This is a genomic window from Erysipelatoclostridium sp. DFI.2.3 (genome assembly GCF_019132535.1).
Classification (GTDB): Bacteria; Bacillota_I; Bacilli_A; order Erysipelotrichales; family Erysipelotrichaceae; genus Clostridium_AQ; species Clostridium_AQ innocuum.
In genome coordinates this window covers 95,263-118,654 of the sequence record NZ_JAHOOJ010000011.1, presented here as the reverse complement: position 1 = coordinate 118,654, position 23,392 = coordinate 95,263, and the positions used below count along the sequence as shown (strand labels likewise).

Annotated in this window: 25 protein-coding genes and 1 other annotated feature; of the genes, 21 read left to right on the top strand and 4 right to left on the bottom strand. The window is 42.7% G+C overall.

Annotation, left to right across the window (positions count from 1 at the left end):
• Nucleotides 1-91: 91 nt before the first annotated feature.
• On the bottom strand, nucleotides 92-601 hold the full coding sequence (locus tag KSZ58_RS12740) for a peptidoglycan-binding protein (protein ID WP_002610548.1): 510 nt from the start codon (nucleotides 599-601) through the stop codon (nucleotides 92-94).
• A 185-nt stretch (nucleotides 602-786) separates the two neighbouring features.
• Nucleotides 787-1,007: a binding site (T-box leader), on the top strand.
• Between the two features lie 45 nt (nucleotides 1,008-1,052).
• Here KSZ58_RS12740 and KSZ58_RS12735 point away from each other — a divergent pair.
• The 6 genes from KSZ58_RS12735 to KSZ58_RS12710 all read left to right on the top strand — a co-directional run bounded on the left by KSZ58_RS12735 (nucleotide 1,053) and on the right by KSZ58_RS12710 (nucleotide 5,222).
• A complete protein-coding gene (locus KSZ58_RS12735; RefSeq protein WP_002610550.1) occupies nucleotides 1,053-1,709 on the top strand; it encodes an amino acid ABC transporter permease in 657 nt (218 codons plus the stop codon).
• Nucleotides 1,702-2,427: an amino acid ABC transporter ATP-binding protein gene (locus KSZ58_RS12730; RefSeq protein WP_002610551.1), complete on the top strand. Its 726-nt coding sequence runs from the start codon at nucleotides 1,702-1,704 to the stop codon at nucleotides 2,425-2,427. Before KSZ58_RS12735 ends, KSZ58_RS12730 begins: the two co-directional genes overlap by 8 nt.
• Before the next feature lie 24 nt (nucleotides 2,428-2,451).
• Complete coding sequence (locus KSZ58_RS12725) at nucleotides 2,452-3,231, top strand: transporter substrate-binding domain-containing protein (RefSeq protein WP_002610553.1); 780 nt, start codon at nucleotides 2,452-2,454, stop codon at nucleotides 3,229-3,231.
• Between the two features lie 167 nt (nucleotides 3,232-3,398).
• On the top strand, nucleotides 3,399-3,797 hold the full coding sequence (locus tag KSZ58_RS12720) for a hypothetical protein (RefSeq protein WP_008817510.1): 399 nt from the start codon (nucleotides 3,399-3,401) through the stop codon (nucleotides 3,795-3,797).
• Between the two features lie 109 nt (nucleotides 3,798-3,906).
• Nucleotides 3,907-4,647, top strand: a complete 741-nt coding sequence (locus KSZ58_RS12715; RefSeq protein WP_008817509.1) for a collagen binding domain-containing protein — start codon at nucleotides 3,907-3,909, stop codon at nucleotides 4,645-4,647.
• Nucleotides 4,648-4,676: 29 nt separating this feature from the next.
• Nucleotides 4,677-5,222 (top strand): carbonic anhydrase, encoded by a 546-nt coding sequence (locus KSZ58_RS12710; RefSeq protein ID WP_008817508.1) that lies wholly within the window; start codon nucleotides 4,677-4,679, stop codon nucleotides 5,220-5,222.
• On the opposite strand, the gene KSZ58_RS12705 is transcribed toward KSZ58_RS12710, so the two are convergent.
• Nucleotides 5,214-6,113, bottom strand: coding sequence for a carbohydrate kinase family protein (locus KSZ58_RS12705; protein WP_008817507.1), 900 nt, complete (start codon nucleotides 6,111-6,113; stop codon nucleotides 5,214-5,216). The genes KSZ58_RS12710 and KSZ58_RS12705 overlap by 9 nt on opposite strands.
• Before the next feature lie 49 nt (nucleotides 6,114-6,162).
• Between KSZ58_RS12705 and KSZ58_RS12700 the strand changes: the two genes are divergently transcribed.
• The 4 genes from KSZ58_RS12700 to KSZ58_RS12685 all read left to right on the top strand — a co-directional run bounded on the left by KSZ58_RS12700 (nucleotide 6,163) and on the right by KSZ58_RS12685 (nucleotide 11,438).
• Entirely contained in the window at nucleotides 6,163-7,023 is an 861-nt protein-coding gene (locus KSZ58_RS12700; protein ID WP_009270981.1) for a metallophosphoesterase, read from the top strand.
• A gap of 235 nt (nucleotides 7,024-7,258) precedes the next feature.
• Nucleotides 7,259-9,085: a beta-glucoside-specific PTS transporter subunit IIABC gene (locus tag KSZ58_RS12695; RefSeq protein WP_008817505.1), complete on the top strand. Its 1,827-nt coding sequence runs from the start codon at nucleotides 7,259-7,261 to the stop codon at nucleotides 9,083-9,085.
• Nucleotides 9,082-10,545, top strand: coding sequence for a glycoside hydrolase family 1 protein (locus tag KSZ58_RS12690; protein WP_008817504.1), 1,464 nt, complete (start codon nucleotides 9,082-9,084; stop codon nucleotides 10,543-10,545). The genes KSZ58_RS12695 and KSZ58_RS12690 overlap by 4 nt, the downstream gene beginning before the upstream one ends.
• A 62-nt stretch (nucleotides 10,546-10,607) precedes the next feature.
• On the top strand, nucleotides 10,608-11,438 hold the full coding sequence (locus KSZ58_RS12685; protein ID WP_008817503.1) for a PRD domain-containing protein: 831 nt from the start codon (nucleotides 10,608-10,610) through the stop codon (nucleotides 11,436-11,438).
• A gap of 255 nt (nucleotides 11,439-11,693) precedes the next feature.
• On the opposite strand, the gene KSZ58_RS12680 is transcribed toward KSZ58_RS12685, so the two are convergent.
• The gene (locus KSZ58_RS12680; RefSeq protein ID WP_008817502.1) at nucleotides 11,694-12,416 is read right to left on the bottom strand and encodes a GntR family transcriptional regulator; all 723 of its coding nucleotides are present in this window, start codon (nucleotides 12,414-12,416) and stop codon (nucleotides 11,694-11,696) included.
• 205 nt (nucleotides 12,417-12,621) lie between these two features.
• Here KSZ58_RS12680 and KSZ58_RS12675 point away from each other — a divergent pair, with 205 nt between their 5' ends.
• The 8 genes from KSZ58_RS12675 to KSZ58_RS12640 all read left to right on the top strand — a co-directional run bounded on the left by KSZ58_RS12675 (nucleotide 12,622) and on the right by KSZ58_RS12640 (nucleotide 18,948).
• On the top strand, nucleotides 12,622-13,038 hold the full coding sequence (locus KSZ58_RS12675) for a PTS sugar transporter subunit IIA (protein WP_002610565.1): 417 nt from the start codon (nucleotides 12,622-12,624) through the stop codon (nucleotides 13,036-13,038).
• Between the two features lie 10 nt (nucleotides 13,039-13,048).
• A complete protein-coding gene (locus KSZ58_RS12670) occupies nucleotides 13,049-13,786 on the top strand; it encodes a BtpA/SgcQ family protein (RefSeq protein WP_008817501.1) in 738 nt (245 codons plus the stop codon).
• A gap of 1 nt (nucleotide 13,787) precedes the next feature.
• On the top strand, nucleotides 13,788-14,261 hold the full coding sequence (locus KSZ58_RS12665; RefSeq protein WP_008817500.1) for a PTS sugar transporter subunit IIB: 474 nt from the start codon (nucleotides 13,788-13,790) through the stop codon (nucleotides 14,259-14,261).
• A gap of 21 nt (nucleotides 14,262-14,282) precedes the next feature.
• The gene (locus KSZ58_RS12660; protein ID WP_008817499.1) at nucleotides 14,283-15,056 is read left to right on the top strand and encodes a PTS sugar transporter subunit IIC; all 774 of its coding nucleotides are present in this window, start codon (nucleotides 14,283-14,285) and stop codon (nucleotides 15,054-15,056) included.
• Nucleotides 15,040-15,861: a PTS system mannose/fructose/sorbose family transporter subunit IID gene (locus KSZ58_RS12655; RefSeq protein WP_002610573.1), complete on the top strand. Its 822-nt coding sequence runs from the start codon at nucleotides 15,040-15,042 to the stop codon at nucleotides 15,859-15,861. The genes KSZ58_RS12660 and KSZ58_RS12655 overlap by 17 nt, the downstream gene beginning before the upstream one ends.
• Before the next feature lie 431 nt (nucleotides 15,862-16,292).
• A complete protein-coding gene (locus KSZ58_RS12650; RefSeq protein WP_008817497.1) occupies nucleotides 16,293-17,525 on the top strand; it encodes a class I SAM-dependent rRNA methyltransferase in 1,233 nt (410 codons plus the stop codon).
• A gap of 45 nt (nucleotides 17,526-17,570) precedes the next feature.
• Nucleotides 17,571-18,533 carry an exonuclease domain-containing protein gene (locus KSZ58_RS12645; RefSeq protein ID WP_009270979.1) on the top strand — a complete coding sequence of 321 codons (963 nt, stop codon included), beginning with the start codon at nucleotides 17,571-17,573 and terminating at the stop codon, nucleotides 18,531-18,533.
• Nucleotides 18,520-18,948 (top strand): hypothetical protein, encoded by a 429-nt coding sequence (locus KSZ58_RS12640; RefSeq protein WP_009270978.1) that lies wholly within the window; start codon nucleotides 18,520-18,522, stop codon nucleotides 18,946-18,948. Before KSZ58_RS12645 ends, KSZ58_RS12640 begins: the two co-directional genes overlap by 14 nt.
• A 307-nt stretch (nucleotides 18,949-19,255) precedes the next feature.
• Here the strand turns inward: KSZ58_RS12640 and KSZ58_RS12635 are convergent, their stop codons facing one another.
• Complete coding sequence (locus tag KSZ58_RS12635) at nucleotides 19,256-19,639, bottom strand: SdpI family protein (protein WP_008817494.1); 384 nt, start codon at nucleotides 19,637-19,639, stop codon at nucleotides 19,256-19,258.
• A 458-nt stretch (nucleotides 19,640-20,097) separates the two neighbouring features.
• On the opposite strand from KSZ58_RS12635, the gene KSZ58_RS12630 reads away from it, so the two are divergent.
• From KSZ58_RS12630 to carA, 3 genes are read left to right on the top strand one after another with little or no spacing between them, the layout of a single operon-like run.
• The gene (locus KSZ58_RS12630; protein WP_009270977.1) at nucleotides 20,098-20,985 is read left to right on the top strand and encodes an aspartate carbamoyltransferase catalytic subunit; all 888 of its coding nucleotides are present in this window, start codon (nucleotides 20,098-20,100) and stop codon (nucleotides 20,983-20,985) included.
• Nucleotides 20,986-21,022: 37 nt separating this feature from the next.
• Entirely contained in the window at nucleotides 21,023-22,315 is a 1,293-nt protein-coding gene (locus KSZ58_RS12625; protein ID WP_009270976.1) for a dihydroorotase, read from the top strand.
• A complete protein-coding gene (gene carA, locus KSZ58_RS12620) occupies nucleotides 22,312-23,391 on the top strand; it encodes a glutamine-hydrolyzing carbamoyl-phosphate synthase small subunit (RefSeq protein ID WP_009270975.1) in 1,080 nt (359 codons plus the stop codon). Before KSZ58_RS12625 ends, carA begins: the two co-directional genes overlap by 4 nt.
• Nucleotide 23,392 lies beyond the last annotated feature (1 nt).

Below are 23,392 nucleotides of genomic sequence, written 5' to 3'. Positions count from 1 at the left end.
GCAGATCACAATACTGGTGGATTATTGTTATATTCTATGTAGAAAACGGCAGGAAAGACAATCCTCCCGTTATCGTTTTGTGAATTTCATCCTACAGCTTATTACGCTCGTTAACGATGGCATCCCAGGTTGCCTTTCCAATGACACCGTCGATGTTTAAGTCATATAAATACTGGAACTGCTGTACCATGGTGGTAGTTCTTGGACCATACATGCCGTCTACCGGTATCGGACGCAAGCATTTGTTGACAGCAGCAATCTCATTCAGATATTCCTGCATTTTAAAGACGGAAATTCCCTGCGCACCAGAGCTGAGGTAGTAAGAGCTGCTTGCGACAGGAATATTGGTGACAATCTGTAGATCACGAAGCTTGTTTACAATGGAATCCCAGGTATCGTTGCCGATTTCACCATCAATCGGAAGGTTTGCATAACGCTGCCATTCCCGTACGGCCTGCTCCGTTCTGGTGCCATATACACCATCCTGCAGATTACGGGTATTGATGAACCCCTTTTCCTGCATCATATTCAAATATGCCTGCTGTTTGTTTACACCAATTCCGATGCTTCCCGGTTTTAATGCGGCTGTTGAAATCATCATGTAACATCTCCTTTCCCTACAGTATATGGGAAAGCAGGGAAACGCCCTATATACTAGCCCATCTTACAATCTTTTCATGATATAAATTTGATGAAAATGCCCTGAAACAAAAACATGAAATATTTTTCAAAAAATTTACAGAAAAGTGTTGCAATCTTTTTGCATCCGTGTATAATAGTGTTATATTAACAACTGAGAACAGAAGTAGTACATCTGAAATGCTGCAAAGAGAGCCTGCATACCGGTGAGAGCAGGAGAGTAAAACAGGATGGAACGTGTCTGGGAGTTGGATTGTCGAACGCTGCGGCATGAGGCAGTTCCGTGTTACCTGACGTTACAGGCATAAGCGTCGTCCGTTGTGCAAACGGGCGGAACTAAGGTGGTACCGCGAGCAATCGTCCTTTGATTTTTTGAAGGGCGATTTTATTTTTATAGAGAGGAAGGAGATTTTATGAATTTTGATATTACAGTAATAGAAAGGTTCTGGCAGCTGCTGTTAAGTGGCGTGCCGGTTATTCTTGGATTGTCCCTGGCTTCCGCATTCTTTGGAACGCTGATTGGTCTGGCGACGGTATTTCTAAGAAGGATGAACAAGGTATTCAATCTGATTGTTGCGGCGTATATTGATCTGTTTCGTGGAACACCGGTATATGTACAGATGTTTTTTATCTATTTCGGTATTCCCAGTCTGGTTCCGGGGCTTAATATCAACAACTGGGTTGCGGGAATTCTGGTATTCTCCCTGAACTCCGGTGCCTATATGTCAGAAATTATGCGTGCCGGTATTGATGGTATTGATAAGGGGCAGATTGAGGCAGCGAAGGCATTGGGAGTATCCGGTAAAGATATTGGAAAAGATATTATTATCCCTCAGGCATTTCGTAATGTACTGCCAGCGGTTATCAATGAATTTATCACACTGACCAAGGAAACCTCCATCGTATCTGTGATTGGTCTGCATGATATGATGTACTGGTTCTATGCGGTTAAGAATCAGACCTATGCGGATTTTGAACCGCTGCTGATTGTGTTCCTTGTATATTATATTATGAATAAGGTATTGTCCCTCATTGGAAAGGCGATTGAAAGGAAGCTGAAATATGATTAGAGTAGAGCATTTATATAAGAATTACGGTGATAGTGTAAAGGTTCTCTTCGATGTCAATTTTACCTTCGAGGATGGAAAAACCTATGCTATTATCGGCAGCAGCGGCGGAGGAAAGTCAACCTTCATTCGCTGTCTGAATATGCTGGAGGTACCGACCAGCGGGGATATATTTTACAATGAAACAAAAATCAATGATCCGAAAACAGATTTGGCACGTGTCCGTGAAAAAATCGGAATGGTTTTCCAGAATTTCAATTTGTTTGATCACATGAAAGCCATTGACAATGTTACGTATGCACTTCGCAAGGTGAAAAAGATGAACGCGGAGGAAGCCAGAGCGAAGGGACTCTCCCTTTTGGAAAAGGTCGGCTTACGGCATCGTGCAGACGCTTATCCGCATCAGCTGTCCGGTGGTGAAAAGCAGCGATGTGCGATAGCGAGAGCATTGGCGATGGAGCCGGATGTCCTGCTGTTTGATGAGCCGACGAGCGCCCTGGACCCGGAAATGACCGGTGAGGTACTGAAGGTTCTTCAGGATTTGAACCATACCGGTATTACGATGATTGTTGTGACTCATGAGATGAACTTTGCCAAAAAGGTTGCGGATTATGTCATCTACATGGATAAGGGAAATATTGAGGAATGCAGTAAGGCAGCAGAGTTCTTTGAAGAGCCGAAAACGGCAAGGGCAAAGGAATTTCTGTCAAAAATGATATAGAAAAGGAAAGAGAGGAAATAGAAGATGAAAAAGTTACTGACTGGATTGATGGCTGTTGTTATGATGGCTGGACTTGCGGGCTGCGGCAGCAAGGATGATGGAGCAGGAGAGGGAAGCGATACGGCGAAGAAGGAGCTGACCGTTTATACAAATTCCGGCTACAAGCCATATGAGATGGTGGATGAAAAGGGAAATCTGTACGGGTTTGATATCGACGTTATGAATGAGGCTGCCAAACTGGCAGGCTATACCGTGAAATGGGAGGATGTTGACTTTGACGGTATCGTGCCTTCAGTAAAGCAGGGAAAAGCAGATATCGGTATTGCAGGCATCACATATACCGAGGAGCGTGCAAAGCAGGTGGATTTCTCTGATGTATACTATGCAGGAGAGGATGCACAGAACTATGTGCTGACAATGAAGAGCAGCGGTATGAAAAAAACAGAGGATATCAAAGGAAAGAAAATCGGTACGCAGATGGGTACCATTCAGGAATCCATTCTGAACTCTCTTCAGGATGAATATAAGCTGAAGCTGGACAAGAGAAAGGCTTATTCCGATATGGTTCTGGAAATGAAAAAGGGAGTCATTGATGCCATGGTCGTTGAAAAAGCAGTAGCAGAGGAGCTTGCGGCAGATAACGAAGATTTGAGCTACTACAAGTTTGAAGCCGGTGCTGAGCTTGCGGGTAATGCAATGATTTTCCAGAAGGACAACAAATTGAAGGATGAATTCAACAAAGCCATCAAAACGATGAAGGAAAACGGAAAGATGGATGAGTTGGTAAAGAAGTATTTTAAATAGTAACATAACCGCAGATTGTTTGGGTCTGCGGTTTTCTTATACCGTGATGCTGGTTGGCTAAAAAAACAAGAAAAAAGCTTGCATTATCAAAGTATACGGGGTATGGTTAAGCTGTACAGGGGGAGACACCCATCATAAAAAGACGAAGGTACAAAGAGGATGAGAAAATGAAGCATATAGAGGTCATTGATGAGCAGGGTGTTCATCTGCAAAATACCTATGAGCGCCGTGCAAGAGGACTGGTGAAAAAAGGCAGGGCGTACTATGTGACAGCATCCTGCATCTGTCTGTTTACGCCGCCGGAAAACATGGAGGAAAAGACTTTGGAGACAAATAATAAGAAGGATATCTTAACAAGGATTGATACAATTTTACAGCAGAAGGAATATCTGCAGGAGGCATTTTCGGCAATTGAGAAAATACCGCATGATCTGAATGAAGAGCTGACTGCCATTCGAACGAAAACGATTTTGGAGATCGTAGAGGCCAGAGAAAAAACGAATAAGGAAGTCGTTGCGCTGCTTCATGCAATGCTGGATCAGGATGTAATACCGCAAGGTGAGTAAAAGCGAATAGCTGAGAAGACTGGGGAGAATATTCCGCAGTCTTTTTTTGTCGATGAAAATCAGGCTTAAAACATGAACACCTCACATAGGATAGATTGAGGTGATAGCGATGATCAAAGCATGTGTCCTGTGTGGAGTTTGTATATCTGTATTTCTAACCCCTGTGCAGGCTAAGGAAGAAGTGGTACAGGGGGTGGTTCAGGTACAGGATGATACCGGAAAACCCCTTGAGGGAGCCGCATTTCAGCTTATCAGCTATGGGGAGCCTCTGCAGGAGCTGACCAGTGATAAAACGGGCAGAATCGTTTTACATGATCTTGATTACGGAGAATATCAGCTCATCCAGACGCAGACAGATTATGGCTATCAGAAAACAAAACAGCGCATCAGCTTTGTATATGATGGAACACAGGAGAAGAAGCAAAGCTGGAAGGTTGTAAATGAACGTATGCTGGGGACGGTAAAGCTTCGTATCCGGCAGGAGAATGATGAAAAAATATCCCATGTTTCCATGGAGCTGCTGGATGAGCAGGGGAAGAAGCTTCGGAATATCACCAGTGACAGAGACAGTATTGAACTGCAGAAGCTGCCAATAGGCACATATCGTCTGCATCTGGATGAAAAGGAAAAGGATTACCGCTTGAAGGAGGATGTGACCTTTGCGATAACACCATACAACTATAATCGCAGCTATGTGCTGACGCTTCATCTGGAACCGGTTAAACAAACGCAGGAGGATTACACCTTTGCCTTCTGTTTTATCATGGCGGTGCTGGGTCTGTTCGCCTGGCTGATTTACTTTTTCAGAAAACAAAGTCTCACACAATTCCTTGATGATTTCATGGTATAATGCTCACACATGTGAAAGGAGGAAGGTCAGTGATTGAAGATCTTCTGAGCTACAATGAGGAATTTGTAAAGAACAAGGGCTATGAGCCTTATCAAACAAGCAAATATCCGGATCGGCGTCTGGCTATCGTTACCTGTATGGATACGCGGCTGATTGAGCTGCTGCCGGCAGCACTTGGTATAAAAAACGGCGATGCAAAAATTATAAAGAACGCAGGAGGAGTTATTACACATCCTTTTGGCAGTGTTGTACGAAGTCTTTTGATTGCCATTTATGAACTGGGTGTGGAGGAAATTCTGGTAATCGGTCACACGAATTGCGGTGTACAGCATATGGATGCCGAAAATTTGCTGGAGAATATGCGTAAGCGCGGTATTTCGAACAACGCCATTGAATCTCTGCGATACTGCGGAATTGATTTTGACCGCTGGCTGGAGGGCTTTGATGATGGCTGTGTGAGTGTGGCAAAGAGTGTGGAGCTGTTAAAAAAACATCCTCTCATACCAAAGGATGTGCGTATTTACGGATTTATGATGGATTCCACCAGTGGCAAGCTGAGCAGTGTTTCAGAATAGGGACAGGGCTGTCAGCTCATCTTCATGTATAAGGGCGCCCGGTATGGAAACGATATATCCGCAAATGCGATTGGCAATGCGAAGCGTATCCTGCCAGCTATAGCCCTGCTCGCGCAACGCGATGATGCTGCCGATATGGGCATCTCCGGCACCGATTGTATCCTGAATTTGAACCGCTTCTGTAGGAATGTGTGTACATTTTCCTTCCTGCTGCAGCAGACATCCCCGTGAGCCAAGGGTGATGATAACGATATTGTGTGTACGTTCATAGAGACTTTCTGCGGCCTGTTGAACAGTCGGACAGCCGGTAAAGCTGCAGGCTTCCTCTTCATTTAGATGCAGTATGCAGTGCAGGTTGAACAGCGTCTCGATACAGCCTTGCGAAAGTGCGGACAGTCGTGGACCGGGAGCGAAATAGATGGTAAGCTGCGGATGCTTTTGCAGATAATCGAGAATGTATATGCCAGTTTTCTCTTCCAGCTCCAGACCGCACACATAGACGGTATCAACACCATAGGAATCCAGCAGGGAGAACCATTCCTTCTGAAATCGGTATTCCGCACCATGGTGGCTGAGAAAGGTGCGCTCACCATCTGACTCCACCAGACAGAAACAGCAACCGTTTTCTTCCTTGCTTTCCAGCAGAATGTCAATCCTGTGTTCCTGTAGCTGGCGGCGGACAAAGTCACCGTAGATTCCGGTACCTACCGGAGAAAAGAATAGCGGGTCACCACCAAGCAAACGGCACATCCATGCGGCATTAAAGGCACAGCCGCCAAGGGAAAGCGTCTGTGATTCGATATTGATATCCTCCTGTCGTACAGGAAGATGAGGAATTCTAATGATGACATCGGCCACACTGGAGCCGATGAATGCAATATGCTGTTTCATATGTATCACCACAGGTATTATATCGCAAATCAGGCAAGGAGGAAATCATATGAAGAAAAAAACATATACGGTGGCCGGGGCTGCATTCACTGCCGCAGCACTCGCACTCTCGTATCATGAGAACCGCTGTCTGGATGTATGTCATCTGCGGGTGCGCAGTGCGAAGCTTCCTGCCTCTTTTGCGGGATTTCGAATTGTACAGCTGTCCGATCTGCATACTACACGCTTTGGGTATCATCAAAAGCATCTGCTTCGCAAAATCCGTATGAGTGCACCGGACATCATTGTTATCACAGGAGATTTGATCGATCGGCGCAGAACTGCAAAGAATACAATGCAGCCGGTTGTACAGCTGATAAAACAGGCGGTTACAGTGGCACCGGTGTATTATGTGCCGGGAAATCATGAAGCGGTTTCCCCCATATATCCGCATTTGAAGCAGGTGCTGCTGGATTACGGGGTGCAGGTATTGGAGAACAGCAAGCTGGAGCTGTCGCGCAAGGAGGAAAGCATATCCATTCTGGGGCTGAAGGATAAAAAATTCTATCCCTATGCATCGGATCGGTATTTCATGAATCTGCATAACCTCATGCAGACCGTAGATACATCCTTTTCTATCCTGCTCTCTCATCGTCCGGAGCATTTTGCGGATTATGCAAGGGAGGGCGTATCTCTGGCATTCTGCGGACATGCACATGGCGGTCAGATTGTAGTACCCAAGCTGGGGGCGCTGTATGCGCCGGATCAGGGAATCTTTCCTTCCTATACGGATGGAGCTTATGAGCTGAATGGTTGTACGATGGTCGTATCACGAGGGCTCGGGAACAGTCGCGCACCGCAGCGAATCAACAACCGGCCCCAGGTAATGGTCGTGACACTGCAAATGGAGGAAAGCACAGCCTGCAAATAAAATTCAAGAATACATCAGTTTAAACTCTTTTAATTCGCATGCTTCATTGAAAAAGTAAATTAAGTATTGACGTAAAAAAATATGATGCTATAATATGATTGTTCAGACATGTAACTGACAATAAATGTTCAGGCAGGATCTAAACAACAGAAATGATGATTTTCATTTTATGTTGTGGATTCTGCCTTTTTTTGGCCAAAAAAGCGAACGTAAGACAAATTGGAGGAATTTATTCATGGATTATAAAAAATGTGCAGCTGATATACTACACTATATCGGTGGAGAGAAAAATATCGTTAATTTAGAGCATTGTTCGACCAGACTCCGTTTTACTGTAGCAAATCAGGAGAATGTAAATCAGGAGGGCTTAAAGAAGGTACAGGGCGTGATGAAGCTGATTGTCAATTCACAGGTACAGGTTGTGATCGGGAATTCGGTTATCGAAGTTTATGATGAAATAATGAAGCTGATTACTATTGATGAATCGATAAGCACGAAAGGAAAGAAGAAAGTAACGGAGCTATTGCTGGAATATCTGATTGGCATATTTCAGCCCTTAATTCCTGTGATGGCTGGAGCGGGTATTTTAAAATCCATTTTGGTGCTTTTGAGTACTTTGGAAATACTGAGCGCACAGGATAATATTTATAAGGTCTTACTTTCTATTAGTGATGCCACCTTCTATTTTATGCCGATCATGGTTGCTTATACAACAGCGGCAAAGCTTAAGACGAATAAAATGGTTGCGATTGCCGCAGTAGGTGTTCTATTACTTCCTAATATGACTACAATGCTTGTGGAAGGTATTGATTTACTGGGAATTGGCTTAAAGAATGTAGCTTACAGCTCTCAGGTGTTTCCGGCGATTCTATGTACCCTGTTTCTGGGAATGATGGAAAAGGCGTTAAATAAAGTAACACCTAAAGTTATTCGTACATTTTTTGTACCAATGGTTGCATTAGCTGTCACTGTACCTGTTACATTGATGATTCTGGGACCTTTGGGATATACAGTAGGAGAAGGTCTTGCATCTGTGATTATGTTCCTGTATGCAAAATTAGGCTTCCTTGCAGTAGCTATTGTTGCCTGTATTCTGCCGTTGATGGTATCTACCGGTATGCATAAGGCGATGATTCCTTATGTAGTTTCATCATTAGGGACACTCGGTTATGAAATACTATATAACGCAGCGTCTCTGGCACACAATATTTCTGAATCTGGCGCATGCTTTGCGGTTGCGATAAAATCAAGAAATGAAGAGCAAAAAGCTATTGCTGCATCCGCTGGAATCTCGGCATTGATGGGGATTACAGAACCTGCTTTATATGGTATAGCGCTTCAAAATCAAAGAGTATTGGCATCCATAATGATTAGCAGCGGCGTCATCGGGGCATTCCTTGGACTTGTTGGACTGAAGGCGTTTGTTGCTGTCGGTCCAGGCTTGCCTAGTATTACAATGTTCGTTGATCCGGATAATGGAATGAATATCGTCTTTGCTGTTATTGGTTTGATCGGTGCTTTATCTTTGTCATTTATCTTAACGATGATTTTCTGGAAGGATGAAAATAAGAAGGATTTTGAAATCTGTCATGAGGAAAGTGATAAAGAAAATCTGTACATCCCTTTAGAAGGGGATATCCTTCCACTAACTGATGTCCATGATGAAATGTTTTCCCAAAAGGTTTTAGGTGAGGGAATTGCAATTATACCATCCTCCGGAATATTGAAAGCACCTTGTGATGGAACAGTTAAGATGGTGTTTGAAACAAAGCATGCAATCGGAATGGAAGCAGAAAATGGAGCAGAAATACTATTTCATGCAGGAATCAATACGGTAGAGCTGGAGGGGAAATATTTCGAGAGTCATGTGAAAGCAGGGGATAAAGTACATCGCGGGGATGTTTTGCTGAAATTTGATATTGAAAACATCAAACAAGCAGGTTTTGATTGCACAACTCCAATCATTATAACAAATACAGCAGACTATCAGGTGTTTGTGAATGAGATACCGACGATAGAAAAAACCGGAATTATTTTGACAGTAGGGAGGAAAGGAAAATGAGAAAATTTCCAAAAGGGTTCCTATGGGGAGGAGCGACAGCGGCGAATCAAATCGAAGGCGGATATAATGAAGGCGGCAAGGGGATATCTGTATCTGATTGCGCCAAAATGAAGCGGGATGTAAGTGTGAAAGACTATCATAAATTGAATGAAGTTACAACCAGGGATATAGAGAAGGCTTTGGAGAATTTACAGGATACGGTAAATTATCCTAAACGTCATGGAAGTGATTTTTATCATCGCTATAAGCAGGATATAGCGCTGCTGGCCGAGATGGGATTCAAGGTATTCCGTATGTCTATTGCATGGAGCCGTATCTTTCCGAATGGTGATGAATTATATCCGAATGAAGAAGGATTGAAATTCTATGATGATGTGTTTGACGAATTGCTGGCACACGGAATACAGCCCCTTGTGACCATGTCACATTATGAGCCACCGATACATCTTGTTTTAAAATACAATGGCTGGTATGCAAGAGAGCTGGTTTCCTTTTTTGAAAGGTATGTAAATGTAATCTGCGAGCGATACAAAAATAAAGTAAAGTATTGGATTACATTCAATGAAATCGATAGTATCATCCGTCATCCTTATACTACCGGAGGATTGGTAAAGGATCGCTTTGCTGGTATGAATTTTGAAGAAGTCTGTTACCAGGCTATGCATCATCAATTTGTCGCAAGCGCATTAGCTACGAAAATCTGTCATGAAATTATTCCCGATGCCAAAGTAGGCTGTATGATAACAAAGCTTTCGTTCTATCCTATGACCTGTAAACCGGAGGATATATTGGAATCACAAAAGAGAATGCGCAATATTTATGCGTATTCCGATACACAGGTATTCGGTGAATATCCGTCATATTTATTAAAGTATTATGAAAATCATGGCATTCATATCGAAAAGCAGGAGGGGGATGATGAGATTATGAAAAATTATCCTGTTGATTTTGTTTCCTTTAGCTATTATATGTCAAGCTGTGTTGCAGCGGATGAGGATGATTTAGAAAAAACAGCAGGAAATACTGTTATGGCTTTAAAAAACCCTTATTTACCTTCCAGTGAGTGGGGATGGCAAATCGATCCGATAGGATTGAGGGTTTCATTAGTAGAGCTATATGATCGATATCGAAAGCCATTGTTTATAGTCGAAAACGGATTGGGGGCCAAGGATGCATTGGTAAATGGAAAAATCCATGATACATATCGAATCGAGTATTATCGTCAACACTTTCAGTGTATGTATGATGCTATTGCAGAGGATGGTGTTGATTTAATGGGATATACCTCATGGGCATGCATTGATTTGATAAGCGAGTCCACAAAACAGATGTCAAAACGCTATGGATTTATTTATGTGGATGCGGATGATGACGGCAAGGGAACCTATGACCGATATCGTAAAGATTCGTTTTACTGGTACCAAAAGGTAATTCGTAATAATAGTATTGATTTTGAGTAGAATAAAACATACATTATGTATATAATTAAGGCAACAGAGGCAGAGACTGAGGTGAGTAGAGAATGCACATAAAAAAGGTTCTGAATTCCAGTGTGGTGTTATTAACGGATGAAAAGCAGGCTGAATTCATCGTGCTGGGAAAAGGTATTGGCTATGGTAAAAAGCCAAATGAGGAAATCAGAGTTAATGAGAAGGATTGTCAATTTTTTATACCGGTTACCCATAACAAATCAAAACAAATCATAGAGCTTTTGAATTCGATCCCTCCGGAAATCTTTGAGCTGACACATGAGGTGATTGTTTTAGCTAAGAAAGAATTGGCTATAGAATTAAATGATTCCCTATATTTTATTCTGGCAGATCATCTCAATTTTGCAATCGAACGGTATCGGGAAAATCTTGTTCTGACAAATCGATTGTTATGGGAAATGAAGAACTTTTATGAAAGAGAATATCTGGTAGGCGTTGCGTGCTTGAAACTGATCAATGCAAGATTGCATATACATTTACCAGAGGATGAAGCGGTTAATATCGCCTTTCATATCGTCAATGCCCAAGCCAGTGATGAAGTAGATAGAGATAGTGCCAGAATAGCTAAGCTAATAGGGGAAATTGTCAATCTGGTTGTGTATTCTCTACAGCAGCCTCTTGATAAAAAAAGTATACATTATACAAGGTTTATAACACATATTCGTTTTTTTGCAGAGCGATTCTTTTCCGACACTATGATTGAAGGAAATGATAATCTATATACAACAGTTCATAATCAATGCAAAGAAGAAGCTATCGCAAATAAAATAAAAATGTTTCTTCAAAATAAATATAAAAAAGAAATATCTGATGAAGAACTGGCATTTCTCACAATTCATATCAACCGTCTTAATCGCAGTTAAAGAAACGCTTGAACGGCCTCATATTTTGGGGCCTTTGTTTTTTTTATAAAAGCAGTTTCATAACCATTTGCTGGTGCTACTGCAGTGGTGCAGCATAGATAACAAATATTAAGTAAAAGCTGTCATAATGTAATAAATTAGCAAAGAGTCATTTGAAATCTAGATAAAAGTTAATGAAAAAGGCGCATTCATGCCAAAGATGTATTTGCAAAAAAATATAAAAACATAGACAGCCTATATGAAACAGGCTGTCTATTATTTTAATGAACGAACCGCATAAATGTATTTCGTAGTTAATATATATTGCTTATTCACATAGATAATAGAATTATCAGGTGTTAAGACTGTCTGGGTTACTTCCAAAAGAGGAGTTCCCACAATACAATTTAATTGCTTTGCAAATTCCTTGGTTGCAAATATAATTTTAAAATAATCCTCAAACTTCGCCGGATGCATGCCAGTTTCTTTTGTGACGAGATGTAGAAGAGATGTTTTTTCCAGCTTTCTCTTTAATAGGAATTGAAATGAGTCGGGAAAAAAATCGACTTCGACAATACATGGCACATCGTCCACAAGACGTACGCGTTTTATTCGAATCAACGGTGCAGTTGTACCAAAAATCGCATTTATTTCAGCTTCATCATGGCATACGGTACTTTCTATAATCTGTGTTGAAGGCTTGGCTTTCATTCGCAAGCATGTATCTGTAAAACTTCCGCCTGAGAAGAATTCCTCTGTGTAAACCTGTGTTTTCACATAGGTTCCTTTTCCATGCTTTTTGATAAGTAGGTCCTCGTTGACAAGCTGTTGTATAGCATTTCGTACAGTTACACGACTTACGCGATATATCTCGCTCAGTTTCAATTCAGGGGGGATGCGATCTCCCGGTTTGTACTTTCCACTCTTTATTTGCGTAGCTAATTCATTATATAGCTGTTCCTGCAGTGTGATTGCATTTAATTGTTTGATTTCCTGCATGGGCCCTCCTATAAATCCTATCATTCCGTTTAACACTATGTTCATTATAATGAATTCTACGTGTGAACGCAATCACAGATAGTATTATTTCATCATATTTTTTAAATATAGCGGCCTCCTTTTTTTATACAGTACTTGACAGCGGTTACATGACGTGTTAGAATGTCATTAGTTAATACAATATAATACAACTGGAGGATGGGATATGAAAAGAAAAATTGTGTTAGCGTCACATGGAGGATTAGCGAGCGGATTATATGATACAGCAAAAATGATTGTTGGAAAGCTTCCATTTGATGTTGAGATTTATTCTCTACAGCCCGGCGGTCTTGCAGAGGACTACGGTAGGAAATTGAAAAAGGAAATTGCCGCACATATGAATACAGAATATGTAATCTTGACTGATTTATATGGTGCCAGTGTCTTTACAGCAATGTATTTATGCACAAAGCTTGATAATGTTCGATTATTTTCAGGGATGAATCTAAACATGCTGCTTTCCGTATGTTTGGAGCATCCTGCACCTTTAAACGAAACAGATATCGAGCAAATCCTGCATGATGCAAAAAGTGGTATACAGTTTACTCAGCAGTCAAAAGAATGCGAAAGGGAAGAATTTTAAAGGAGAAAGTATGAATAGAAAATTTCTAAATTTATTTAAAAATGAAAAACCGATATTGGCAATGCTTCATCTGAAAGGGACAAGTGATGAAGATATTGTTAGACGCTTTAAAGAAGAAATTGCAATCTATGCTGAAAATGGTGTGGACTGCATTATAGTTGAAAATTATTTTGGGAATTATCGGCATATGGAAATGGCGCTTGATTATATCTCAAAGCTAAACCTTGTTATTCCGTATGGCGTGAATTGTCTGAATGTAGATCCCATGGGGTTTGAATTAGCTGAAAAATATGGTGCAAGCTTTGTACAGTTGGATTCAGTGGTCGGACATGTTAAACCGCGTGATGAAGCAACCTTGGATGCTTTCTTCAAACTGTACCGTGAACGCTATCAGGGGATGGTGTTAGGTGGTGTACGGTTTAAATATCAGCCAGTTTTATCACAAAATAGCATTGAAGAGGATTTGCAGATTGCAATGCAGCGATGTGATGCTATCTGTGTTACACAGGATGCCACAGGACAGGAAACCTCACTCGATAAGATTATACAATTCCGCAACGGTATTGGAGACTTCCCGTTGATTGTGGGCGCAGGTGTAACTCCCGAAAATATGGCAAAGCAGTTTGCATATGCAGACGGCGCTATTGTCGGTAGTTATTTCAAAGATAACTATAGGGATGAAGGAGAAGTTTCTCAAGAGCATGTAAGAGAGATTGTGAAGGCTGCTCAGAAAGTAAGAGGTAAGTAATATGATAAAGCTGTTGCGAATTGATCATCGTTTACTGCATGGACAGGTTGCGTTTTCATGGACAAAATTTCTGGAATCTGATTGCATTCTAATTGCCAGCGATAATTTAATGAAAGATGAATTGAAAATGAGTGCAATGCGTATGGCGAAACCAACGGGTGTCAAGCTGGTTATGAAAAGTATTGAAGACTCTATAAAGGCATTGAATAGTGGTGTTACAGATAAGTATAAACTCTTTATTATTGTGGAAAGTGTAGAAGATGCATACCGATTGGCGAGTGGTTTTCCTGCTATTAAAAGTATAAATATTGGCGGTATGAAGGCTAGAGAGAATCGCAAGCAAATATCAAAAGCAGTATTTGTAAGTGAAGAGGACATAGAGAAACTGAGGATACTGGGAGATAAAGGAATTGAATTGGAAATCCGTCTGGTACCCAGTGATTCAAAGCAAAATGCTTTGGATCTTGTGAAATAGAGAGGAAAGAGGTAGAAAGATATGAGTGATAATTTATTGATACAAGCTCTGCTGATAACTTTGGTTGCGTTTATTGGTTATATGCATTGTTATTGGGGATCTACGATGAACAACCGCCCGATTATCGTTGCACCACTTGTTGGATTGGTATTGGGCGATATGACAACCGGTATCATGGTAGGAGCAACATTAGAGCTTATTTTCTTGGGGGCTGTACCTATTGGTGCCAGCAATCCACCTGATATCACTTCTGGTGCCATCATTGGGACATCTTTCGTAATTCTTACGGGGCAGGAAGTTGGCGCGGCTGTTGCACTAGCAGTGCCGGTTGCGACTCTTGTTCTGCTTTTTGATAATTTGCAAATGATGTTTATCTTAACATGGGCTACACATATGGCGGATTCATATGCGAAAAAAGGAGATTATAAAAAAGTAGAATGGGTTGCACGTTTTGCAGGTATTGGAAATAAATTAATTCTATCAATAGTTGTTGGTGTCGCATTTTATTTAGGGGTACCGGTCATTAAGGATGTATTGTCAGTCATTCCGCAATTTATAATTGATGGTATGGATGTGGCGGCAGGAATTCTGCCAGCTGTCGGGTTTGCCATGCTGGCAAGGATGATTGTTACAAAAGAATTGTCTCCTTACTTGTTAGCTGGATTTCTGTTAGCTGCATATATGGAAATGCCTGTATTCGGTGTAGCACTGGCAGGCTTGGTGATTGCCGGTCTTACATTCTTTCATGATAGTAAAAAACAAAGGGAGGTAGTAGTGGATGACAACGAATTTTAATGAGGCGAAGTTGACAAAAAGTGATTTACGCAAAGTGTTTATGCGTTCCTGTACATTAGACAGTGCATGGAATTATGAGCGTCAACAGAATTTGATGTATTGTTACTCCATGATTCCCGTGTTAAAGCGACTTTATGGCAATGACGAAGAAAAAATGGCAGATGCGTTATGCAGACACTTGGAATTCATGTCATGTACGCCCCATCTTGTAACCTTGCTGATGGGAATTACAGGCGCTATGGAAGAAGAAAATGCAAAGGATGAAAATTTTGATGCAGCAAGCATAAGCGCAGTAAAAACATCGTTAATGGGACCGATGGCAGGAATTGGCGATGCCTTTTTCTGGGGAACCTTATTGACGATTGCGATTGGTGTTTCAGTATCCTTTGCAAAACAAGGAAGTATCATTGGTCCGATTGCATTTCTATTGATTATCAATATTCCAGGCTTTCTAGCTCGCTATTATTGCCTGCATGCCGGCTTTAAATACGGTGTCAAATTTTTTGGTGATAGTGAGAACAGCCGTATGATTGAGAATATAACAAAGGCAGCGTCTATCCTTGGTTTAATGGTTATAGGGGCTATGATAGCATCCACGGTCAGCATCAGTATACCATTTGAAATTGGTGTAAAAGGCGCAAAAGAACCAATACAAACGTATATCGATCAAATAATGCCATGTCTTCTTCCGCTTACAGCTTTTGGTATCATGTATTGGCTGTTGGGGAAAAACGTTAAAACAACAACGATTCTTGTATGTTTAATCATTCTGGCATGTATCGGGACATTCTTTGGTTTATTATAGAAGTTAATGAACCGTATGCATTGAGCTAAAAAGTATACATATTCATTCTTGTATACTTTTTTACTACCATCAGAAATAATAGCAAACATAAGCTGTTGTTTTCAATTGCAAGTAAATGTTAATCTGGGAGAACACAATGCTTGTTCATTAAGCTTAGAAATGCCTGCAGATGCTGCGATTTTATTCGCCATTTGAAAAAATCGGAAAGGATTGATGGAATCCTTGCTTGCATCATCTGCTCCCTTTCATAAGAATTTACCACGCAGCCAGTTATTCCTGATGTTTCAAGTGACTGTAATGAAAGCGGATAGGGGTAGGACATTCACTGCTCTGTTTGCGTAATCAGTATGCGTTTGCTATAATATGTCCATATGAATAAGCGAATTAGTGTATGATGCGCTGTCGCCGTATATAGGAAATGGAAGAAGAAAATGAAAACTACACGTGAATGGAAACAGGTTACGATAACAAAAAAAGGAACTAAGAAGCTACAGAGCGGTCATCCCTGGGTATATGAGGGAGAGGTGCTGGCTCTTGAAGCGAATATACAAAATGGAGATATTGTGGATGTGTTTTCTGAAAAAGGCAGCTATCAGGGAAGCGGACTGTATAACGGAAATTCACGAATCCGTATCCGCCTGCTATCCCGTAATGCCAATGACAGATTCGATGAGGATTTTTTTTACCGCCGTTTGCAGCATGCAATCAGCTACCGTGCAACAGTTATGGGAGAGGATTTTGATGCCTGTCGCCTGATTTTCGGAGAGGCTGATTATTTACCCGGACTGACAGTTGACCGTTTTCATGATTTGCTGGTCGTGCAGACACTCTCCTATGGTATGGAGCAGCGAAAGGATATGCTGTTTCCCATGCTTGTGAAGATTTTGAGAGATGAATATCATGTAGCTATCAGAGGAATCTATGAGCGTAATGATGTGGCAATCCGTAAGCTGGAGGGCCTTGAGGAGACAAAAGGCTGGTATGCGCATTCCGTTTTGCCGAAGCATCCGGAAAGCTGTCTTACCAGCATAGTTGAGAATGGTATTTCCTATGATGTGGATGTTGAAAATGGTCAGAAAACCGGATTTTTTCTCGATCAGAAATACAATCGGGCTGCAATTGCACGCATTGCGAAGGGAAAGCATGTTCTGGATTGCTTTACCCATACCGGCAGCTTTGCTTTGAATGCCGCAAAGGGTGGGGCAGCGCATGTACATGCCGTGGATATTTCTCAGACAGCGATTGATATGGCACAGCACCATGCGGATATAAACGGATTACAGGAGCGGATGAGCTTTGAAACAGCGGATGTATTTGATCTTTTAAAGGCTTTGAAAAAACAGCCGCGTGTATATGATATGATCATTCTGGATCCACCGGCCTTCACCAAATCCAGAGAAACGATTTCCCATGCAGTAAAGGGATATCGGGAAATCAATACTGCTGCTATGAAGCTGTTACCAAGAGGCGGATATCTGGCAACCTGTTCCTGTTCTCATTTCATGAATGAGGGTCTGTTTAAAAGCATGCTGCATGAGGCGGCGCAGGCAGCAGGTGTATCTCTTCGTCAGATTGAGGCAAGACAGCAGAGCTGCGATCATCCGATCCTCTGGAACGTACCGGAAACATCGTATCTGAAGTTCTATATCTTTCAGATTGCATAATTGAAGGCAGCTGTTCATACTAGAAATAAATGAGGTAGTAAAGTTATGGTTCATATATATATTGATGCAGAATTTGACGCAGTAAAAATCAATGGGAAGTACTGTCAGATGGTAGTATCCCTAGGGGCGGTTCTGAAAAAGGATGCGCAGGAGGCAACCTTTTATTCTCTGGTCTGTCCTAAAAACTTTCGGCGTCTGACTTCTGTGGTACGTAAAATGACACATTTAAAGGATAGCGATATCCGTAATGCAAACAGCTTTCCGGATGTTTTAAAACAGTTTATGCAATGGCTGCAGCCCTATATGGAATCTTCTTCCTGCCGTATGTATAGCTTTGGACCGGATGATCGAAGAACCCTGTTGCAGGAATGCGCACGACATCATTGCGATCCGTCTTTGTTTGAAGGAATTCTTGATTTACAAAAGCAGATTTCAGCAAAGGTAACGTATCAGAATGTGCTGGTATCCGCAACCTTATCACTGGATGATTTAAAGACTGCTTATGCGATAGAAGGGGCAGTGGAGCATAATGCCCTGACAGATGCATCCGATCTCATGCGGATTCATCAGGCTTCCCTGCTGCAGGATCCGGACCGTAAGGCTGTACAGGAAATCGTAGAGCGTAAGCTGGCAAAGCAGCGCGAAGTTGCACAAAAACAGCAGGAAAAGCTGCTGCGGATTATGAAAGAGCGTTTTTCACAGTATACCGTATTGAAGTGTCCTGTTCGATTGTATCCGGAAATTGTTGAACAGTTTCGCCTGTGGGAGGAGCGTGATCGTAATTTCCATATCAATATTCAGAAAGACAGCATCCTTCTGGATGGCAGAGAGCTTCCAAGAGAGCAGACGAAGCTTTCTATGCGGATTGATATCGAAGAGATTCCAAGTGTAACCCTTAGCTTCACACAGGGCGAGAATGTCATTGAAAAGAAATATCTGCTCATTTACCGCAATGCCACCATGGTGGAGAATATACTTAAAAGGATGCTGCAGCATGGAAACGGCTAAGCGGCAGGCTCAGCTTTTGCATCTGTATCTTCTGGAGCTGAAGAACACCTTGAAAAAAATGGATGCATTAAACGTATTGCAGAGAAATCCATATATAAGAAGTAAAGCCGCAAAGCTGGTATTGCAGGAAGTAAGTGAAAGTATGCAGCACTGTCTGGATGCACAGCTTGTATTTCTTGCTTCTGTATCCCGTTTACAGCTAAGTGATGAAGCGGGATTAAAAGGTGTGCGGGGAGCCAGTCAGATTCTATTTGATTTTCAGGATGAGATTTTGCGGCAGGAAATTCTGCATCAGCTGCTGTTGAAGGAAGAAACACTGCAGCATCGCTTACAGCAGTTCATGACGGTAAATGAACACCTGCTGCATAAAGTGCTGGAGCTACCAGATCAAACGAGATATGAAAAACAGCCCTGATAGCTGCCTGGGCTGATTTTATCGTGGTTATTCATATCATTTGGTTATATATGATCATTGTATGGAATTTTTTCACTCTATGGAATAGGAATTTTTATGAAGAAAGGTTTTCTATATGTACCTGTGTGAGTAATGAAAAAGCACTGATTCATTTATGATGGGCTTTACTTGAACGTATGGTTGTCCGAAATAAGCTTTTTGTTCCTGCGTTTCTTAAAAAAACAGCTACTTCTATATTTAATGTGTCTTATTCACAACATTCCGTGAACGACAGGCTGTGTTCCTCCTGCATGCGATTTAAAATTCATCATCTTAGTTTCCTAGTGCCGTCCTTATGAAAGATTCTGTGCAGTCTGCGTTCTACAATAAACAGTGTGAAAAGAAGGACAATACATTGCAGGAAACAGAGAATGACTCCGTAGATTCCGCATGCTGTATCACTTTTTCCATACAGCAACAGCATACAAGGAAAAGAAAACGCAGCACTGAACCAACCCCAGATCAACCAGACTCTGCCAAATTGTACATGTGCTGTTTTCCATGTATCTTCATTTTTCATAGACAGGGATGTGCGGTATCCGAAAAGTTCATTGATTTCCTTTGGGGGATGCTTTTGAAAATAGAAGCCAAATCCTATCATGGTAAAGGGGATCAGAAGATTCATGATGAGCATAAACAACCAGAAAGCCATAAGAAAACCTCCTATTCAAGCATAGTATAGCATTATTTAACATGCATGTCATGGAAATGTACTGTCTGCTTTTCTTCGTCTTCTCTTTTTGTTTATACAGCTAAGAGATTACGTATTCACGATCGTGCGGAGAAGCCAGCTAAGCAACTGCCGTGGTATATGAGGATCTGTGAAACTGCTGTTTTCTATTGAAGAATGCTCAGCTGATATATTCATGTTATTTCGTTGAAAACGCTTATTTCATATAATATAGAACAGGAAAAGCCAATCCTTATGAACTCCATGTAAAAAAATCTTGCAATACGGCAGATATATGGTAAAATATTGAGTGATAAAAGGTCCTTTAAGATAATCCAGAGAGGTTATGAAGGCGAACACCAAACCTGAAGTGTATAGAAAGGGTCCTTTTGTGTATCAAAACGGACCCTTTTATGATAGGACCGGCAGGAGGAAAGCATATGAACAAGAACAGTTTACTGAAAATCTGTGACTTAACGAGTGAAGAGATTTTTCACATTCTTGAGGATGCTGCTGCTTTTTCCAGTTCTCAATCAGATTGGCAATTTCCGCGTAAAACGCTGGTTGCTAATCTTTTTTTTGAGCCGAGCACGCGGACACATTTCTCATTTGCCAGCGCTGAGCATCAGCTGGGCGCCTGTGTGGAAAATTTCACTGCACAGGGAAGCAGCGTGGAAAAGGGCGAAAGCCTGTATGACACGGTAAAGACATTTGAAAGCATCGGCTATGATGCCGTGGTCATCCGTCACAGCCAGAATGAATACTTCAAAGAGCTGGAAGATATCCGAATTCCAATCCTGAATGCAGGTGATGGCTGTGGGAATCATCCGACCCAGTGTCTGCTGGATCTGCTTACCATATATCAGGAATTTCAGACATTTCAGGGAATTAAGGTGGCGGTCATTGGTGACATTACACATTCCCGTGTTGCAAACAGCATCAAGGAAGCACTTGGTATGCTGGGGGGAGAGGTAGCCTTCTCCGGTCCCGATGAATGGGTCGCAAAGGATGCCTATTACAAGCGTGTGGATGAGGCAGTACAATGGGCGGATGCTGTTATGATGCTTCGCATTCAGCATGAGCGTCATAAGGAAACCATGGCGATGAGCAGGGCGGAATATCTGGAGCGCTACGGTCTGACGAAACAGCGTGCAGCCATGATGCAGCCGCATGCCATCATCATGCATCCGGCACCGGTCAACCGCGGTGTGGAAATCGACAGCGATCTGGTGGAGGCGGAAAACAGCCGCATCTTCAAGCAGATGAGCAATGGAGTTCTTGTGCGCAAGGCAGTGATCAAACGCGCACTGGGATATGAATTTGAATAAGAAGCTACATAAAAATACATAGAAAAGAGGTGCAGTTATGAAACTGATTCAGCAGGCCCGCATCCTTACAAAAGGAAATGAAACAGAGACAATGGATGTGCTGTTTGATGAAACACAGATTGTGAAAATCGCAAAGCATATCGATCCTGCATTGGCGCAGGAGGTAATACCGGCAGAGAATTGTGTACTGCTGAGCGGACTGATCGATGTACATACCCATCTGCGTGAGCCGGGCTATGCGCATAAGGAAACAATTGCCAGTGGGACGGCTGCTGCAGCCCATGGCGGCTTTACCACCATAATGGCAATGCCCAATATCATCCCGTATCCGGACAATACGGAAACGATGAAGACATATCTGACGAAAATCAAACAGGACAGCCGTGTGCATGTGATTCCCTATGCCTGTATCACAAAGGCGGAGGCGAGTCAAAAGCTGAGTGATATGGAAGGACTGAGCGCCATGGGGATTCATGCCTTCAGTGATGACGGCGTTGGTGTGGCAACAGCGGATATGATGAAGGCGGCCATGCAGAAGTGCCGTGATGTTGACGGTATCATCGCTGCCCATACCGAGGATATGAGCTATCGCAAGCCGAACGCCTGCATGCACGAAGGCATCCGCAGTAAACAGCTTGGTCTTACCGGGATTCCCAGTGCCTGTGAATATGCACAGTTCCAACGGGATTTGGCACTTGTCAGGGAAACCGGCTGCCGCTATCATGTATGCCATATGAGTGCGCAGGAAAGTGTGGAATCCCTGCGCAGGGCAAAGAAGGAAGGACTGGATGTCAGTGGTGAGGTAACGGCACATCACCTGCTGCTGAATGAAATGGCAGTAGAAAATGCCAATCATAAAATGAACCCGCCACTGCGCAGCGAGGAGGACCGTCAGGCTCTGATTCAGGGACTGCTGGATGGTACGATCGATATGATTGCCAACGATCATGCACCGCACAGCGAGGAAGAAAAAAGCAGAGGGATGGAAAAGGCTCCCTTTGGTATTGTTGCACTGGAAACCGCGTTTCCACTGCTGTATACCCGCTTTGTGAAGGAGGAGGGCATCTTCACGCTGGAACAGCTGGTGTACTGGATGAGCGAGGCGCCTGCCAAACGCTTTCAAATGGAACGCAGGGGAAAACTGAAGGAAGGAAACGCTTCGGATTTTGTACTGATGGATCTGGACAGCGTACGAAAGATAGAGAAACAGGGATTCTATTCCATGGGAAAAAACACACCGTTTGACGGTATTGTCTGCAGCGGCTTTGCGGTGAAGACATTTGTGGATGGAATCTGCGTATACGATAACAGGGAGGGTTTGCTGAAATGAAAAAGCGACTATTGATTCTTGAAGACGGCAGTGTTTATGAAGGAATCGCCTTTGGAGGCGACCGGTATCAGATGGGAGAGCTGATCTTCCAGACAGGAATGAGCGGGTATCAGGAAATTATCTCCGATCTGTCCTATTATGGACAAATCGTCATGATGACCTATCCTGCCATGGGAAACTGCGGAATCAACCGTGATGACTTTGAGAGTATTTCACCGAAGATGTTCGGCTTTGTTGTCAAGGAATACTGTGAAACACCGAGCAACTTCCGCAGTGATATGACACTCGATGCGTTTATGAAGCTGAAGGGCATTCCGGGAATTGCGGATATCGATACGCGTGAAATTACAAGAAAGATCAGAGATCATGGTACATGCAAGGCAATCATGGCGGATGCGGATGCCGATGTGGAGGCGATTGTGAAGCAGCTGCGGGAAAGTGAGTTACCAAAAGACGGTGTACAGGCAGTATCTACAGTGAAGCCGTTCCCGATTCCATCCCGTGGGCAGAAGGTCGTTATGGTGGACATCGGAACAAAGTTTGCCGTAATCCGCGAGTTTAACATGCGCGGCTGTGATCTGATTGTCGTACCATACAATATGAGTGCACAGGATATTCTGGCCATTCATCCGGATGGCATCGTCTACAGCGGCGGACCGGGAGCACCGGAAGATATTCCGGAAACGGTAGCTACCTGTAAAGAGCTGCTGGGCAGTGTGCCGATGCTGGGCATCGGTCTGGGACATGAGGTCATTGCGGCTGCATGCGGCGCAAACGTTGTGAAAATGAAGGTTGGTCACCATGGAAACTCTTCTCCGGTGCGCAATCTGAGGAAACAGAAAATCGAGTTTACTGCACAGAATCACGGCTATGAGGTGGAACCGGACTCCATAAAGGGATCCGGACTGATCACCACCTATACCGCACTGAATGATGGCTCCATAGAAGGCTTTACCCATGAAACCTATCCGCTGTACTCTTACTCCTTTGAGCCGGAGGCAGCACCGGGTGCGGATGACTGTACCTATATATTTGATGATTTCTGCAATGTAATGAAGGAAAGGAGTGCTGAATAGA

What these genes read in the sequence shown, in the direction of transcription:
- KSZ58_RS12735 (WP_002610550.1), top strand. Translation starts at nt 1,053, where the DNA reads ATGAATTTTGATATTACAGTAATAGAAAGGTTCTGGCAGCTGCTGTTA.
- KSZ58_RS12715 (WP_008817509.1), top strand. Translation starts at nt 3,907, where the DNA reads ATGATCAAAGCATGTGTCCTGTGTGGAGTTTGTATATCTGTATTTCTA.
- carA (WP_009270975.1), top strand. Translation starts at nt 22,312, where the DNA reads ATGAAAAAGCGACTATTGATTCTTGAAGACGGCAGTGTTTATGAAGGA.
- KSZ58_RS12730 (WP_002610551.1), top strand. Translation starts at nt 1,702, where the DNA reads ATGATTAGAGTAGAGCATTTATATAAGAATTACGGTGATAGTGTAAAG.
- KSZ58_RS12660 (WP_008817499.1), top strand. Translation starts at nt 14,283, where the DNA reads ATGAGTGATAATTTATTGATACAAGCTCTGCTGATAACTTTGGTTGCG.
- KSZ58_RS12680 (WP_008817502.1), bottom strand. Translation starts at nt 12,416, where the DNA reads ATGCAGGAAATCAAACAATTAAATGCAATCACACTGCAGGAACAGCTA.
- KSZ58_RS12650 (WP_008817497.1), top strand. Translation starts at nt 16,293, where the DNA reads ATGAAAACTACACGTGAATGGAAACAGGTTACGATAACAAAAAAAGGA.
- KSZ58_RS12685 (WP_008817503.1), top strand. Translation starts at nt 10,608, where the DNA reads ATGCACATAAAAAAGGTTCTGAATTCCAGTGTGGTGTTATTAACGGAT.
- KSZ58_RS12630 (WP_009270977.1), top strand. Translation starts at nt 20,098, where the DNA reads ATGAACAAGAACAGTTTACTGAAAATCTGTGACTTAACGAGTGAAGAG.
- KSZ58_RS12635 (WP_008817494.1), bottom strand. Translation starts at nt 19,639, where the DNA reads ATGGCTTTCTGGTTGTTTATGCTCATCATGAATCTTCTGATCCCCTTT.
- KSZ58_RS12740 (WP_002610548.1), bottom strand. Translation starts at nt 601, where the DNA reads ATGATGATTTCAACAGCCGCATTAAAACCGGGAAGCATCGGAATTGGT.
- KSZ58_RS12705 (WP_008817507.1), bottom strand. Translation starts at nt 6,113, where the DNA reads ATGAAACAGCATATTGCATTCATCGGCTCCAGTGTGGCCGATGTCATC.
- KSZ58_RS12675 (WP_002610565.1), top strand. Translation starts at nt 12,622, where the DNA reads ATGAAAAGAAAAATTGTGTTAGCGTCACATGGAGGATTAGCGAGCGGA.
- KSZ58_RS12645 (WP_009270979.1), top strand. Translation starts at nt 17,571, where the DNA reads ATGGTTCATATATATATTGATGCAGAATTTGACGCAGTAAAAATCAAT.
- KSZ58_RS12640 (WP_009270978.1), top strand. Translation starts at nt 18,520, where the DNA reads ATGGAAACGGCTAAGCGGCAGGCTCAGCTTTTGCATCTGTATCTTCTG.
- KSZ58_RS12720 (WP_008817510.1), top strand. Translation starts at nt 3,399, where the DNA reads ATGAAGCATATAGAGGTCATTGATGAGCAGGGTGTTCATCTGCAAAAT.
- KSZ58_RS12690 (WP_008817504.1), top strand. Translation starts at nt 9,082, where the DNA reads ATGAGAAAATTTCCAAAAGGGTTCCTATGGGGAGGAGCGACAGCGGCG.
- KSZ58_RS12670 (WP_008817501.1), top strand. Translation starts at nt 13,049, where the DNA reads ATGAATAGAAAATTTCTAAATTTATTTAAAAATGAAAAACCGATATTG.
- KSZ58_RS12725 (WP_002610553.1), top strand. Translation starts at nt 2,452, where the DNA reads ATGAAAAAGTTACTGACTGGATTGATGGCTGTTGTTATGATGGCTGGA.
- KSZ58_RS12665 (WP_008817500.1), top strand. Translation starts at nt 13,788, where the DNA reads ATGATAAAGCTGTTGCGAATTGATCATCGTTTACTGCATGGACAGGTT.
- KSZ58_RS12655 (WP_002610573.1), top strand. Translation starts at nt 15,040, where the DNA reads ATGACAACGAATTTTAATGAGGCGAAGTTGACAAAAAGTGATTTACGC.
- KSZ58_RS12700 (WP_009270981.1), top strand. Translation starts at nt 6,163, where the DNA reads ATGAAGAAAAAAACATATACGGTGGCCGGGGCTGCATTCACTGCCGCA.
- KSZ58_RS12695 (WP_008817505.1), top strand. Translation starts at nt 7,259, where the DNA reads ATGGATTATAAAAAATGTGCAGCTGATATACTACACTATATCGGTGGA.
- KSZ58_RS12625 (WP_009270976.1), top strand. Translation starts at nt 21,023, where the DNA reads ATGAAACTGATTCAGCAGGCCCGCATCCTTACAAAAGGAAATGAAACA.